At 64.5% G+C, this 14,554-nt stretch carries 14 protein-coding genes and 1 pseudogene; 10 read left to right on the top strand and 5 right to left on the bottom strand.

Annotated elements, in window-relative coordinates:
- Positions 1–25 precede the first annotated feature (25 nt).
- The 3 genes and pseudogenes from CK224_RS12040 (at position 26) to CK224_RS12050 (ending at position 2,271) form a co-directional block, all read left to right on the top strand.
- Positions 26–802 carry a metallophosphoesterase family protein gene (locus tag CK224_RS12040; protein WP_095781907.1) on the top strand — a complete coding sequence of 259 codons (777 nt, stop codon included), beginning with the start codon at positions 26–28 and terminating at the stop codon, positions 800–802.
- A 162-nt stretch (positions 803–964) separates the two neighbouring features.
- Positions 965–1,948, top strand: a pseudogene (locus CK224_RS12045) (IS5 family transposase); the annotation flags it as partial.
- On the top strand, positions 1,945–2,271 hold the full coding sequence (locus tag CK224_RS12050) for a hypothetical protein (RefSeq protein WP_095781908.1): 327 nt from the start codon (positions 1,945–1,947) through the stop codon (positions 2,269–2,271). The pseudogene CK224_RS12045 and the gene CK224_RS12050, both read left to right, overlap by 4 nt.
- Here CK224_RS12050 and CK224_RS32350 read toward each other — a convergent pair.
- On the bottom strand, positions 2,268–2,399 hold the full coding sequence (locus CK224_RS32350) for a hypothetical protein (RefSeq protein ID WP_275955501.1): 132 nt from the start codon (positions 2,397–2,399) through the stop codon (positions 2,268–2,270). The two genes, CK224_RS12050 and CK224_RS32350, sit on opposite strands and share 4 nt — an antisense overlap.
- 288 nt (positions 2,400–2,687) lie before the next feature.
- On the bottom strand, positions 2,688–3,386 hold the full coding sequence (locus CK224_RS12060) for a type 1 glutamine amidotransferase (RefSeq protein ID WP_095781909.1): 699 nt from the start codon (positions 3,384–3,386) through the stop codon (positions 2,688–2,690).
- Between the two features lie 88 nt (positions 3,387–3,474).
- Here CK224_RS12060 and CK224_RS12065 point away from each other — a divergent pair, with 88 nt between their 5' ends.
- The 4 genes from CK224_RS12065 to CK224_RS12080 all read left to right on the top strand — a co-directional run bounded on the left by CK224_RS12065 (position 3,475) and on the right by CK224_RS12080 (position 7,352).
- Positions 3,475–4,122 carry a hypothetical protein gene (locus CK224_RS12065; RefSeq protein WP_095781910.1) on the top strand — a complete coding sequence of 216 codons (648 nt, stop codon included), beginning with the start codon at positions 3,475–3,477 and terminating at the stop codon, positions 4,120–4,122.
- A gap of 31 nt (positions 4,123–4,153) precedes the next feature.
- On the top strand, positions 4,154–4,888 hold the full coding sequence (locus tag CK224_RS12070; RefSeq protein ID WP_095781984.1) for a 16S rRNA (uracil(1498)-N(3))-methyltransferase: 735 nt from the start codon (positions 4,154–4,156) through the stop codon (positions 4,886–4,888).
- Between the two features lie 105 nt (positions 4,889–4,993).
- Positions 4,994–6,367 carry a glutamate--cysteine ligase gene (locus tag CK224_RS12075; RefSeq protein ID WP_095776387.1) on the top strand — a complete coding sequence of 458 codons (1,374 nt, stop codon included), beginning with the start codon at positions 4,994–4,996 and terminating at the stop codon, positions 6,365–6,367.
- Between the two features lie 100 nt (positions 6,368–6,467).
- Complete coding sequence (locus tag CK224_RS12080; protein WP_095781911.1) at positions 6,468–7,352, top strand: DUF937 domain-containing protein; 885 nt, start codon at positions 6,468–6,470, stop codon at positions 7,350–7,352.
- Between the two features lie 163 nt (positions 7,353–7,515).
- On the opposite strand, the gene CK224_RS12085 is transcribed toward CK224_RS12080, so the two are convergent.
- Positions 7,516–7,806, bottom strand: a complete 291-nt coding sequence (locus CK224_RS12085) for a DUF1127 domain-containing protein (protein WP_067327317.1) — start codon at positions 7,804–7,806, stop codon at positions 7,516–7,518.
- 237 nt (positions 7,807–8,043) lie between these two features.
- On the opposite strand from CK224_RS12085, the gene CK224_RS12090 reads away from it, so the two are divergent.
- Entirely contained in the window at positions 8,044–9,000 is a 957-nt protein-coding gene (locus CK224_RS12090; RefSeq protein WP_066989268.1) for a LysR substrate-binding domain-containing protein, read from the top strand.
- 4 nt (positions 9,001–9,004) lie between these two features.
- Here the strand turns inward: CK224_RS12090 and CK224_RS12095 are convergent, their stop codons facing one another.
- The gene (locus tag CK224_RS12095) at positions 9,005–11,233 is read right to left on the bottom strand and encodes an EAL domain-containing protein (RefSeq protein ID WP_095781912.1); all 2,229 of its coding nucleotides are present in this window, start codon (positions 11,231–11,233) and stop codon (positions 9,005–9,007) included.
- Positions 11,234–11,355: 122 nt separating this feature from the next.
- Between CK224_RS12095 and xseA the strand changes: the two genes are divergently transcribed.
- Both xseA and CK224_RS12105 read left to right on the top strand, forming a co-directional pair.
- Positions 11,356–12,921, top strand: coding sequence for an exodeoxyribonuclease VII large subunit (gene xseA / locus CK224_RS12100; RefSeq protein WP_095781913.1), 1,566 nt, complete (start codon positions 11,356–11,358; stop codon positions 12,919–12,921).
- 1 nt (position 12,922) lies between these two features.
- The gene (locus CK224_RS12105; RefSeq protein ID WP_095781914.1) at positions 12,923–14,041 is read left to right on the top strand and encodes a P1 family peptidase; all 1,119 of its coding nucleotides are present in this window, start codon (positions 12,923–12,925) and stop codon (positions 14,039–14,041) included.
- Positions 14,042–14,085: 44 nt separating this feature from the next.
- Here the strand turns inward: CK224_RS12105 and CK224_RS12110 are convergent, their stop codons facing one another.
- Positions 14,086–14,340: a DUF768 domain-containing protein gene (locus CK224_RS12110; protein WP_066989275.1), complete on the bottom strand. Its 255-nt coding sequence runs from the start codon at positions 14,338–14,340 to the stop codon at positions 14,086–14,088.
- Between the last annotated feature and the right edge of the window lie 214 nt (positions 14,341–14,554).

Genomic DNA, 14,554 nt, shown 5'->3' on the forward strand with positions numbered 1-14,554 from the left:
GATGACAGACACGGGAAGACGCGCCTTGACTGACGCCGGCATCCACTATCTCGACGCGCGCGGGCCGAAAGGCATACGCATCTATGCCATCGGCGACGTGCATGGCCGTCATGACCTGCTCGCCGCCATGCACAGCCGGATAGCAAGCGATCTGGAGTACGGACCAAAGTCCGATTGGCGCATCATCCATCTCGGCGATTATGTCGACCGCGGACCGGACTCGAGGAACGTCATCGAATTCCTCATCGAGGCGCGGAGCCGTGATCGCCGCAACATCATGCTTGCCGGCAACCATGACATCGGCATGCTCGATTTCCTTGCCAAACCCGATCCGGAGGGTCTGTTCATGCGCTATGGCGGCGTCCAGACGGCGGCGTCATACGGGGTGAAGCTCTCGACCGGCAGCAGCTGGTTCGGCAGGTCGGACGAGGCGCTGGCGCACGGACACGCGGCCTTGGTCGAAGCAGTGCCGCAAGCCCACGTCGACTTCCTGCGCTCGCTGTCTTTTTCAGCGTCCTTCGGCGACTTCTTCTTCTGCCATGCCGGCATCCGGCCGGGGGTGCCGCTGGAAAGCCAGAACGAGCTGGACCTGATCTGGATCCGCGACGTCTTCCACGATTACCCGGGGCTGTATCCCAAAGTGATCGTGCACGGGCATACGCCTGTGCCGGACGTCGAGGTGATGGCCAACCGCGTCAATCTCGACACGCTCGCCTGGCAGGCGGGAACGCTCAGCGCACTTGCCGTCGACGGCGCTGAAAAGCGCATTCTGACGGTCGAGGGAATGGCGTTCTGGCCATGACCCCAAGTGTGGGATCAGCTTTCCGTTTGTCGGGAAGGATCAGGCTCTAGCAGGCTGTTGAAGAAGTTTTGGCGCGGTTGTTTGGAGCGTGATTCACTGGTTGCCCTGATGATTTGGGGACCGTGGATGCGGGGATTGGACGAACGGACAGGTTCACAGATGGACAGCGATTTTGCGGTGCTTTATCCGCCTGGGCTCGGCTGGCCCTCGATCGCGCCGGAACGATTGATGCGTGCGATGCTGTTGCAGGCCTTTTATGGCATTCGCTCGGAGCGTCAGCTGATGGAGCGGATGGAGTTTGATCTTCTGTTCCGCTGGTTTGTTGGGCTGGGCGTTGACGAGCCCGCCTGGGATCATTCGAGCTTCACCAAGAACCGTGATCGGCTGCTGGAAGGAGAGATCGCGGCGAAGTTTCTGCGCGCGGTGCTGGCGCAACCAAGGGTGAAGCGGCTGTTGTCGTCGGATCACTTCTCGGTGGACGGGACGCTGATCGAGGCCTGGGCTTCGATCAAGAGCTTTCGCCGCAAGGACGGCAGCGACAACGATCCGGATGGAACGGGCCGTAACGCCGAGCGTGGCTTTCATAAGGAGAAGCGCTCCAACGACACGCACCAGAGCACGAGCGATCCGCAGGCGCGGCTCTACAAGAAGGGCGACGGGCAGCCGGCGAAGCTCTGCTATCTGGGACATGCGCTGATGGAGAACCGTCACGGGCTGGCGGTCGATGGCAGCATTACCCAGGCCACGGGTACAGCCGAGCGCGAGGCCGCGCTCGCCATGTTGGACCGCAGACCATCGCGGCGGCGCATCACGCTCGGGGCCGACAAGGCCTATGATGTAATCCAGTTCGTCAAGGACCTGCGCGAGCGCAAGGTCACGCCGCACATCGCCGTCGACGGCCATTTGAGCAAGACCGGCAAGCCGCGCGTAACGGCTATCGACGGCCGCACGCGCTGTCACGCCGGCTATGCCGTCAGCCAGCGCCGCCGAAAGCGGATCGAGGAAGTGTTCGGTTGGATCAAAGCCTCTGCTGGCATGGCCAAGGTCAAGCTGCGAGGATGCGCCCGTGTGGGCGCGGCCTTCACCCTGAACCTTGCGGCCTACAATCTGGTCCGCTTGCCAAAGCTTCTGGCAGCGCCGGCATGAGCATCGCAGGCCGCTGGCGGATTGTTGAAATGCCCGATTATGTCGAGGACTATGCCGACATGATGGAGCCCGCCTACATCGAGTTCGCGGCAGATGGCTCCGGCGAATTCGCCTTCGGCTGCGTCACCGGGCAGATATTCGATGGGGCCGACGGCAATCATGTCGCATTCTCCTGGCAAGGCAACGACGAGATGGACGAAGCTCAGGGCGACGGCTGGGCCGAAATCCAACCTGACGGCTCGATCATGGGCCAAATCTGCTTCCACAACGGCGACGATGCTAATTTCATTGCCCGCAAATGCACTTCTTCAACAGCCTGTTAGCGAAGCGCGGCGGTGACGCCGTAGCCGTCGACGGCCTGGTGATTGTTTGCAGCGTCGGCAGAATAAATGCCGAGGCCGCACACGACGATGGCAGACAGCATTACAAAGGACAAAAGCGCTGCTTTCACGGAAGTCATCTCTGGTTGAGCTTTCTGCATCTGTGCACGAGGCGGTTACCAATGCGTTGAAACGATAAAATGCGTCTCAATGTTTCGACGATTTCGCGCTTCTAAGCAGATTCTGTATCTCCGGTGTGTCGCTTGGATCACACAACAGGTTCATCGCGGTTGCACGGACGATACAGAGGGCGCCCTCTTAGGCGGGCGGCCGGACACAAACCAAGAATGAAGTGCGTTTTCCCCAGGCGGAACTGCCGCCGCGTGCCAATTATGTCACGCTCCGCGGCGGTGCGACGGTCAGATCGTCGCCACCCAGGCACGCGCGATCGCGAGCCCTGCGGCGTCGGCGTGCGGTCCGTTGCTAGCCATCTCGTAGTCGAGCTTGCCGGTCCAGTCGGGATGGCGCTCGGCGATCAGCGCCGCGAATGAGGTGCTCCAGTCGCGCACCAGCGGGCGATCCGCCTCGAAATGGAACTGGAAGCCATAGACGGCGCGGCCAATACGAAAAGCCTGGTTCGCCGCGACATCATTGCCCGCAAGCCGCACGGCCTTCTCGGGCAGGTCGAACGTATCGTCGTGCCATTGGAAAATCGGGAATCTTTCCGGCAAGGCGCCGAGAACAGGGTCGTGCTTGGCTTCGGCCGTCAGCGACACCCCGCACCAGCCGAATTCAACCGCACCGCCGATGTGGTTGTCGGCGCCAAAGGCGCGGGCGACGAGCTGGCCGCCGAGGCAGATGCCAAGCACCGATCGGTCCTTGCCGGCGAAATCGCGCGTCAATTCGAGCAACGCGGGAAAATAGGGATAGTCGTCGTCGGCCAGCGCATTCTGCCCCCCGCCCAGAACCACCATGGCATCGTGACCGTTCGCGTCCCGGGGCAGCGGATCGCCTTGGTAGGGGCGGCGCAAGTCAAGCTCGGCACCAGCCTCCGCGAGAGCGGCGCCGACTTGGCCGAGGCCGGTATTGTCGTAGTTCTGGACCACCAGCACCCGCATCCGCGAATCCCTGCTGACATGAAAATGACGGTGGGAGCGATATCATGCCGCCTCGGTTTCAGCCAAGCCGCGCGTCGGAGAGAAAGCTATGCCACTGCAGAACCGGGTCGATCCGTTCGGCGCCATCCATGCCGTGCCCGAGCGCGGCCTCTTCACCGGCAATCGCGGCATCATCCATGACCCCGAGACAAAGACGCTTCTGCGGAAGCGCTGGGCGTTGCCGGCCTGGATCATCTGCGTCTGCCAATTCCGTGGCGTGCGACGCGAGCCGATGGGCCGCAATGGGCCTGGAGGAAAGGCCGGCTGGACCGAGCTCTTCTTTCTCGACGAGGTGACGGCGCTCGCGGCCGGGCACCGGCCCTGCTTCTTCTGCCGGCGCGCGCGGGCAGCCGATTTCGTGCGGCGCTTCGGCGAGGTCTTCGGCATTGCCGAACCGCGCGCGCCGATGGTCGACGAGCGGCTGCACAGGGAGCGGCTGGCCTCCGGCGGGCGGCCGCCGGCCGTCTCATCCGATGAACTCGCCGGTTTGCCGGATGGAGCAGTCGTGGCCGAGGGGGAGACCGCATACGCGCTCCGCGCCGGCAAGGCGCTCGAATGGTCCTTCGCAGGGTATGCCGCGCCTCTTCCGTCCAACCGCCTCGCCGGGCGATCGCTGCGACTGCTCACGCCTGCCACAAGCGTTTCGGTGCTGAGACATGGCTACGCGCCGGTCTGGCATCCGTCTGCCGATACTTGACGACAACCTGCGCCTCGCCCATTGCTCGGCCATGCGCGCCAACTACAAAATGCAGCGGCTGTTCGTGCCGGACGATCTCGGACCGGGCTTCGAGTTAGATGCTGGACAGCAGCAGAGCCACTATCTCGCGCACGTGATGCGGCTCAGCGAAGGCGCGGAGGTCCTGCTCTTCAACGGCCGCGACGGCGAGTGGTCGGCTTCGATCGCCGCCAAGACCAAGAAAGCCGTGCGGCTCAAGGTGCTTACCCTGCAGCGGCCGCAGCCGCCGCTGCCCGATCTCGTCTATTGCTTCGCCCCGCTGAAGCAGGGCCGCCTCGACTATCTGGTGCAGAAAGCGGTCGAAATGGGCGCCGGCATCCTGCAACCGGTCATCACCCAGCACACACAAGTGGCCAAGCCTGGCATCGATCGGCTGCGCGCCAATGTCGTCGAAGCGGCCGAGCAATGCGGCATCCTGGCGGTGCCAAAGGTGTGCGAAGCAGAGAAGCTGGAGCGGCTGCTCGGCGGCTGGGACAAGGAACGGCGGCTGATCTTCTGCGACGAGGATGCCTCGACCAACAATCCACTGCCAGCCTTGCAGAAGGTGAGCGAGAAAAAACTCGCGCTGCTGGTGGGGCCGGAGGGCGGCTTTTCCGATGACGAGCGCAGGATGCTGCGGGCGCTGCCCTTCGTCAGCGCCATTCCGCTCGGGCCGCGCATCCTGCGCGCCGACACCGCGGCGGTCGCGGCGCTCGCGGTGATGCAGGCGACGATCGGCGACTGGTGATCAAATCCAGTTGAGGCGTGGCTCAGGATTTTTCGCTTGATCGGCTACTGACATTTCGTCCATCTAGCGCCCGGCGGCTAGCTGACGGCTGCGGAGGGCTTTCTTATGGCGCGCGACACAACCGATATCCAGCCCATCGAAGGCATCGACGAACTCGTCGGCTATCTGGCGGCCGGCAACAAGCCGCGCGACAAATGGCGGATCGGCACCGAGCACGAGAAGTTCCCCTTCTATGTCGATGGCAACGCGCCGGTGCCCTATGGCGGCGAGCGCGGCATCCGCGCCATCCTGGAAGGCATGCAGGAAAAGCTCGGCTGGGATCCGATCATGGATGCCGGCCGCATCATCGGCCTGGTCGAGCCGACCGGCCAGGGCGCGATCTCGCTGGAGCCGGGCGGGCAGTTCGAGCTCTCCGGCGCGCCGCTGGAGACGATCCACCAGACCTGCCGCGAGGGCAACGCGCATTTGGCGCAGGTGCGCGAGATCGCCGAGCCGCTCGGCATCCGCTTCCTCGGCCTCGGCGGCAGCCCAAAATGGTCGCTTGCCGAAACGCCGAAAATGCCGAAGTCGCGCTACGAGATCATGACTCGCTACATGCCGAAGGTCGGCTCCAAGGGCCTCGACATGATGTATCGCACCTGCACGATCCAGGTGAATCTCGACTTCGAAAGCGAATTTGACATGCGCCGCAAGATGCAGGTGTCGCTGAAGCTGCAGCCGCTGTCGACGGCGCTGTTCGCCAATTCGCCCTTCACCGAGAGCCGGCCGAACGGGCTGCAGAGCTGGCGCGGCGACATTTGGCGCGACACCGACAACCAGCGCTCCGGCATGCTCGAATTCTGCTTCGCGCCGGATTTCGGCTTTGCCGACTATGTCGAATGGGCGCTCGACGTGCCGATGTATTTCGTCATCCGCGACGGGCAGTATCACGACATGACGCGCTACACCTTCCGCCAGTTCATGGCGGGTGCCGCGCGCACGCAAGTGCCCGACGGCCTGCCGACGATGGGCGACTGGGCGAACCACCTCTCCACCCTCTTCCCCGATGTGCGGCTGAAGCGCTTCCTCGAGATGCGGGGCGCCGACGGCGGACCGTGGCGGCGCATCTGCGCGCTGCCGGCTTTCTGGGTCGGCCTGCTCTATGACGAGCAGGCACTCGACGCCGCGGAGACGCTGACCTCGAGCTGGACCTACGAAGAAGCGCTGGCGATGCGCAACGCCGTGCCGGAGCACGGCATTTCGGCGCCATTCCGCAACGCCACCTTGCGCGAGGTTGCCCGCGACGTGCTGGCCATCGCCCGCACGGGTCTGAAGAACCGCGCCAAGAAGAACCGCGACGGCTATGACGAGACCTCGTTCCTCAACACGCTCGACGAGGTCGTGGCGCGCGGCACCACCAGCGCCGAGGAGATGCTTTCGGCATATCACACGCGCTGGGGCGGCTCGATCGAGCCGGTGTTCATGGAATATGCCTACTGACCGTTCGCCGGCCACCTGAGCCGTGGCTCGGCAAAAGCTGCTTCATTCGGTGATGGAAACGAACTAGGCTCCCCCGTGAGGATATTGCGGAGGAGATCTGATGCCTTCCCTGTTCGATATTTTTTTGCAAGCCCAGAACGGCGCCGGCATGCAGGCGCTGGCCCAGCAGTTTGGCCTTTCGATGCAGCAGGCGCAGGCCGCGGTGCAGGCGCTGCTGCCGGCCTTCTCACAGGGGCTTCAGCGCAACACCGCCGATCCCTATGGAATGGGTGCTTTCATGACGGCGATGGCGAGCGGCCAGCACGCCAAGTATTTCGAGGACGCAACCCGGGCCTTCACGCCGCAAGGCATCGATGAAGGCAACGGCATTCTCGGCCATCTGTTCGGCTCGAAGGACCTGTCACGCGCTGTTGCAGCCCAGGCCGCTCAGGCGACCGGCCTTAGCCAGCAGGTGCTGCAGCAGATGCTGCCGGCGATGGCGTCGATGATGATGGGCGGATTGTTCAAGCAGACCAACAGCCAGATGCAGGCCGCCGGCGGCTTCGGTGGCGGCGGCAATCCTTTCGGCGAGATCATCGAGGAGATGATGCGGCAGGCGGGAGGCGGCGCACAGGCCCCGCAGCCAGCGCCAAATCCCTATGGCGACAATCCGCTCGGCAAGGTGCTGCAAGACATGTTCGGTGGCGGCGCCCAACAGCCGCAAAGCCAACCGCAGCAGGCGCCGAACCCTTACGGCGACAATCCGCTGGGCAAGATGTTCGAAGAAATGCTGCGGCAAGGCGGCGGTTTCGGCACGCCAGACGGACAGCAGGCGCCGCAGCAATCCCAGCCGCAGCCGCAAACCAATCCGAGCGGCCGGCCGAGAAATCCATTCGACGACATCTTCGGCAGGATGTTCGAGACCGGCGCGCAGCAGCGCGAGGAATATCAGAAGGGCATGGAGACGATCTTCGACCAGTTCAAGCGCGGGATGGACCGACGGTAGGGCGCTCCACTCAAAAGAAAAATGCCCGGTCCTGGAGGGGAACCGGGCAATGTGCAGGCAGGCCGGCGGGAACCGGCAGGGAGTGTGGGAGCCTGCATGAAACTTGGTCGCGCCGAGCCCTCGAAAGGTTAAGCGCGAGCGCAAACGCAGCCGGCGAAGCCGCTCAGGCGACCTTGCGGGCAAGATCCTCGATCATATCGGCGCGCTCTTCTGCGATTGCGCGCAGCTTCACCGTCGGATCGCGGCCGAAAGGCACGCTGACGGCGACGTGGAGGTCGGCGCGGGTCAGTCCGATATCGGCAAGCTCGGCATCGGACATCTCGCCAAGGCGATAAAAGGCGCGGCGGTTTTTCCAGGCGCGAAACGCATCGGCGACCGCATTGAGCACGCGGGTCGCAACGGCCGGACGCGTGGTGATGCGCGGGGTCTCGGAGGCGAATTCGATCGTGGTCATGTCAGTCTCTCCTTCGGAGTCGAGCGGACGAAACCATGCAATCGGCGCCTGGGAGGAGCGCCGTTGCGGTCTCGATACAGTTAACGTGACGCATGTCGTTGCCCCCCAACACCGGAGGCCACTTTTGGGCGACATGCTGTGCCTTCATGTGGACAATGGCAATTTGCCACGCCGCGATTGATTAATCCAACGAATGTTTCTAATCTTTAGCATCAACACGAATGATGGATTGGACCGATGAAAGCGCCGCTCGATCTCGATCAGTTGCAGACCTTCATCTCGATTGCCGACACCGGCAGCTTCACGCGGGCTGCCGAGGAGGTGCACCGGACACAGTCTGCGGTGTCGATGCAGATGCGCCGTCTTGAGGAGCGGATCGGCAAGCCGCTGTTCGAAAAGGATGGTCGCACCAACAAACTGACTGAGGAGGGCGACAGGCTGCTTTCATATGCAAGGCGGCTGATCTACCTCAACCGCGAGACTTTGGCGGCCTTCGACGACCAGCGGCTCGAAGGCACGATACGCATCGGCACGCCGGATGACTATGCCGACCGCTTCCTGCCCGAGATCATGGCGCGCTTCTCGCGCTCCAACCCGCGTGTGGAGCTCACCGTCATCTGCGAGCCGACGCCGGGCCTGGTCGAGCACATCAAGCGCGGCAATCTCGACCTCGCGCTGGTGACGCACAACGACACGCGCGGCCAGTCGGAGGTGGTGCGGCGCGAGCCGCTTCTGTGGGTCACCTCGGCCAACCACGCCACGCATGAGCAGGAAATCCTGCCGATGGCGTTCGGCCGGCCGAACTGCATCTGGCGGCGCGCGGCGGTCGACGTGCTCGACCGGCAGAACCGGGAATACCGCGTCCTCTTCTCCAGCTTCTCGGCGACCGTGATCACCGCCGCGGTGCTTTCCGGCCTCGCCATCTCGGTGCTGCCGGAATGCGCCCTCAGGCCCGGCATGCGCGTGCTCGGCGAGGCCGACGGGTTCGACGCGCTGCCGGATTGCCGCATCGGCATCATGCGCGGCCAGACCTCGCAGCCGGAGATCGTCGATGCTCTGGCCCGCCATATCGCGGAAAGCCTGGACAATATTTCCGTGCCGGTCAGCGAAGAGACGGGAAGCTTCGACTTCGCGGCACTCGCCTTCGCCAAGATGAAGCGGACCAAGGCAAACCAGATCCTGCCTGGATGGTAGGGGTTCAGGCGCGAGCGGCGGCGGGCTGAATCTCGTCCGGCGAAGCTAGACCAGAAAGGCCGAGCAGTTGGACCGGCTCAAGCGGCGGCGACAAGAAATAGCCCTGGAGTTGCCGGCAGCCCATTGCGACCAGCAGCATCTTCTGCGCCTCGGTCTCCACGCCCTCGGCGGTGACGTCGACCCCGAGCGCCATGGCAAGATCGATCAGGGCCTTGACGATCGCGGCCGAGTTGCCGTCGCCATCGAGAAGCCGCACGAAGGAGCGGTCTATCTTGAGCTTATCGATGGCGTGGCGACGCAAGTAGCTGAGCGATGAATAGCCGGTCCCGAAATCGTCCAGAACGATGCCGACGCCCAACTGCCGCAAGGTGGTCAGAGCCGCCCTCGAAGCATCGCTGTTGTCCAGAAGCACGCTTTCGGTGATCTCGAACTGCAGGCGCTGCGGCGCCAGCCCGGTGTCGGCAAGGATCGACGCGACCTGTTCGGGAAAGCCGGCGTCGCGCAACTGCAGCGGTGATACGTTGACGGCGAGCCACGGCAGGTCGGTTCGCACGGCGAAACGGCAGGCCTCCTGCAGCACCCACGCGCCGAGTTGGCCGATCATGCCGCGCTCTTCGGCGATGGCGATGAATTGCGCCGCCGGCAATGCGCCATGCACGTCATGCCCCCAGCGGATCAGCGCCTCCGCGCCGAGGATCGTCTTGCCGTTCGCCGCGAACACCGGCTGGTAGGCGAGCCTGATGCCGGAGCCGCCGTCGAGAGCCTTGCGAAGCTCGGTCTCGACTGTGCGCTTGCGCAAGAGCAGGTCGTCCATGTCGCCGGCGAAGACCTGGTGCCGGCCCCGGCCGTTCTTCTTGGCTTCGTAAAGCGCGATGTCGGCCTTGCGCAGCAGATCGTCGGCATCCGTTTCGCCGCCGTCCGATAGCGCGATGCCGATCGAGGCGCTGACGAAGACCTGATCTTCCATGAGCTTGAACGGTTCCTGCAACTTCTGCAGCAGCCGCTCGGCGATATCCTCGGCGGCACGGATATCGCGGATGTCGACGAGGATCAGCGCGAACTCGTCGCCGCCCAGCCGCGCCACGGTGTCCACCTCGCGAACGGTGTGCTGGAGCCTGGCCGCCGTCTGACGCACAAGCTCATCGCCCGCCGGATGGCCGAGCGTGTCATTGATGTGCTTGAAACGGTCGAGATCGAGATAAAGCAACGCCACCCTTCCCATCTCGTGAACCGCCATATCCTGGCTGGCCCTGAGCAGGGCCCGACGCAAGCGGTCCTCGAACAAAGCCCGGTTGGGCAGGCCGGTGAGCGTGTCGTGGAAAGCGAGATATTGCGCCTCGTCCTGGCTTGTCTGCAGCGCGGACGAGGCGCGGCGGAGCCTGCGCAGCAGAAACGCCAGAACGCCGGCCGCCACAAGCAGCGCCAAGGCCAGCGCCGGGGCCATCTTGCGCACCAGCGTGAGACCCGGCCGTTCCTGGTCCCAGCCGACATAACCGAGGATGATACCGCGGGAATCGACCAGAGGCACCGCAGCGGCTCCGACCGATTGCGACAGCGGCACGAGACGCGCGCCGTCGAGCAGATATTTTTTGGCGATCTTGCCGATGACCGCCTCGTTGATGAACTCCACCGAAACATGCAGATATTCGGTGCCGGGCGCCTGCGTGACCCGGTCCGTACTCGGCACCAGCGCCATGACGCTCAGGATCGCCGGTTTTCCCTGGAGCGACACAAGGTCCTCCGCGACCATTTTGGCCGGCTGGCCGGAAGCGCCCGCCTTCTGTGGCTCAGCCAGCATGCGGCGCAGCTTCTCGATGGATGGTTGCAAGGCAGGCTCGTCATCGCCATAGGCGGATGCGTCGACCACCTTACCTTCCTGCATGGCATGGACGGGACGATCAACGGCATCGAGAATGTAGACCCGGTTGTGACCGTAATAGGTATACATCCAGACGCTGAGGTTCTCCTCGATCCAGGTCCAATTGCCGGCCCTGACATTGGCGACCGCGTCATCCCAGACCGCAACGCTTTCCTGCTCACGCTGAACAGACGCAATCTGGTCCTTCAAACCCTCGTCGATGAATATCTTCTGCCGTTCGAGCGAGGCGTTGTCAGCCTGGGCCGCCGCGTAGAAGCCGAAACCGACGACCGTGGCCAGCGCGAAGACGGCCAACGTCAGCACGGCCAGCGTCACCTGATGCGTCAAAGGTCTGGTGTTGGCGGTTGCGCTCATGTGTTTCCGGCTGGCTCTTGCTACCGCCAGTCAAAGCAAATCGGGCTTAAGATCGCGTTATAATGTTAGCGAGATTTCAGCTCTGCCTTGACGCCGCCCGATAAGCGTTCCCCAATCAGAGCATGAGCGAAGCAGCAACCGAATCACGCAGCAATGCCACCGAATATACGGTGAGCGAGATTTCCGGCGCGTTGAAGCGCACGGTCGAGGATGCTTTCGGCAATGTGCGGGTGCGCGGCGAGATTTCCGGCTACCGCGGCCCGCATTCCTCCGGACACGCCTATTTCGCGCTGAAGGACGACCGTGCGCGGATCGAGGCCGTGGTCTGGAAGACCACGATGGCGCGGCTGAAATTCCGCCCCGAGGAAGGGATGGAAGTGATCGCCAGCGGCAGGCTGACGACCTATCCCGGAAAATCCAACTACCAGATCGTCATCGACAATCTGGAGCCGGCCGGCGCAGGCGCGCTGATGGCGCTGCTGGAAGAGCGCAAGCGGCGCTTGCAGGCCGAAGGCCTGTTCGATGCCGGCCGCAAGCGGCGGCTGCCATTCATGCCGCGCGCCATCGGCGTCATCACCTCGCCCACGGGCTCGGTGATCCGCGACATCATCCATCGCATCAAGGACCGTTTTCCGCTCACTGTGCTGGTGTGGCCGGTCCGGGTCCAGGGCGACACGACCGCAAAGGAAGTGACCGCAGCCGTCAACGGCTTCAACGCACTGACCTGGGACGGCGCAATCCGCCAGCCCGATCTCCTGATCGTGGCGCGCGGCGGCGGCAGCCTCGAGGACCTTTGGGGTTTCAACGACGAAGGGCTGGCGCGCGCCGTCGCCGCCTCGCGCATTCCGATCATCTCGGCCGTCGGACACGAGACCGATTGGACGTTGGTCGATTTCGTCGCCGACATGCGGGCGCCGACGCCGACGGGCGCCGCCGAGATGGCAGTGCCGGTCAAGGCGGAGCTCGAAGCGACACTGGCAAATCTCGGCGCGCGGCTTAGTGCCTGCACCTCGCGGCACCTGGATCGCAAGCGCCAGGCGGTGCGCGCCGCGGCGCGGGCGCTCCCCTCACCCGACCAGCTGCTGGCGTTGCCGCGCAGGCGCTTCGACGAGGCAACGAGCCGGCTCGGCCGCGGGCTGACGGTGAGCATCGAACGCAAGCGCGCAAGGCTGGAGCGGCAGCGGCTGACGCCGGCCACCTTGTCGCGTCGCCTCAATGAGACGCGCAGGCTGACAGGCCGCGACATCGCCCGCGCGCGGGCCGCGTTCTTCGCAATCGTGCGGCAAAGCCGGGCGCGCTTTCAGCGCAACTCGGCAAGGCTGTCGCCGGCGCCGGTCGTCAGGCGCCAGAAGCTGCAGGCCGACACGCTGGCCGGACTGACCCGCCGCCAGGAGCAGGCGACGGCGCGGCGGCTTGACCGCCTGCGTGCCGCTCTTACCCAGGCCGACCGGCTGCTCACCACGCTGTCGCACAAGGCCGTGCTGGCGCGCGGCTTCGCGCTGGTCAAGGACGCCGATGGGACCGTCGTCAAGCGCGTCGCGGAGCTGGCGCCGGGTGCGGCGCTGCAGCTGGAGTTCGCCGACGGCAATGCAGAGGCCATCGCCACCAGCGGCGGCGCGCGGCCGAAGTTGGCCGCCAAGCCCTCGGGCAAGGCCAAGGAGCCGGGCAACCAGGGCTCGTTGTTCTGAAATGAGCAGGAGCGACCCGCATCTGCGCACGCCGTCGGGCAAGCCGCGCCTGCGCTCGTTCAACGTCGCACTGGACGGCACGCCCGGCCGCTTCAACGCCATCACCGACGTGCCGGGCGTCGCGGTCGGCTATACGACGCTGATTGCCGGCGGGGGCCCGCTGCAAGTCGGGATAGGACCGGTGCGCACCGGCGTGACTGCGATCCTGCCGAGACCTGTCGGCCAACTGGCGACGCCGGTGTTTGCCGGCGTGTTCAGCCAGAACGGCAATGGCGAGCTGACCGGCACGCATATCATCGAGGAGACCGGCGCCTTCGACCTGCCGGTTACCATCACCAACACCCATTCCTGCGGCCTTACCCGCGACGGAACGCTGCGCTGGATGAGCCGGGGGCTGCCGGCGGCGCTCGACAGCGCCTGGGGCCTGCCGGTGGCGGCGGAGACCTATGACGGCTTCCTCAACGACATCAACGGCCACCATGTGAGCTTCGAGCATGTCGCCTCGGCGCTCGACGGCGCGACGGACGGCGCGATTGAGGAAGGCAGCGTCGGCGGCGGCACCGGCATGATCTCGTTCGGCTTCAAGGCCGGGTCAGGCACCGCCTCGCGCATCGTCGAATGGCAGGACAGAAGCTACACGCTCGGCGTGTTCGTGCAGGCGAATTTCGGCAAGCGGCGCAACTTCACCATTCGCGGCCGGCATGTCGGGCCGGAACTCGCCGAGCCGGCGATCCGCGAAGGCACGCCGCGCGCCGAAAAGGGCTCGATCATCGCCGTCGTCGCCACCGATGCGCCATTCCTGCCGCACCAGATGAAGCGCCTCGCCAGGCGCGTGCCGCTCGGCATCGCCCTGACCGGCGGCTACGGCTACCACAGCTCGGGCGATATCTTTCTTGCCTTCTCGACCGCCAATCCCGAGGCCGCGCTGGCGGCTTCAGGCCGCGTCGCCCGCGCGGAGTTCATTCCCGATGTCGATATCGACCCGTTCTTCGATGCTGTGGTGCAAGGGGTGGAGGAGGCGATCCTCAACGCGCTCGTCGCCAATGAGGACATGACCGGGCGCGACGGCAACTTCGTGCCGGCGCTGCCAAAGGTGTGGCTGAAGGACAATTTCAGCTAAGCCGGTCGCTCGGCTGAGGTCAGACAAACCGCGCGCACGGTATCTTAATAGGACGGCTTGTCCGACGTCGTCTGTTGCTCGCTCTCTTCGGCGACTTCCTCGAGGCGCGAAGCGATCAGTTCCTGGATGTCGCCGACCTCTTCCTGGATATCCTCAAGGAGAATGCCTTCCTCGGCGGCCTTGGCGCAGCACTCCTTGGCGAGAGTTTCGGCCTGCTCGTCGATCTTCACCGGCGAATGCTGGCATTGGACCTTTTCGCCGATCCATCCGCGCAAGAACTCGATCGCATGTTCACTCATACTGCTTTTCCCTAGCGGCAATGCCGGTTGGTAGTCATGAACGCTCGCGTCCCGCCACGGGACGCAGGCCCATTCGAGCCGAGTCGGCCTCTGCCGGCAAGACTTCTTGCCAATGGGACAAGATGCCTTGCCAATGGGACAAGATGTCTTGCTCAGGGTCCGCGGAGCCGAAGGACTGGAAAGGTTCGAGGGACACGTTCAGATTGTTGAGGAT

Origin of the sequence: Mesorhizobium sp. WSM3862 (assembly GCF_002294985.1) — a bacterium.
Classification (GTDB): domain Bacteria; phylum Pseudomonadota; class Alphaproteobacteria; order Rhizobiales; family Rhizobiaceae; genus Mesorhizobium.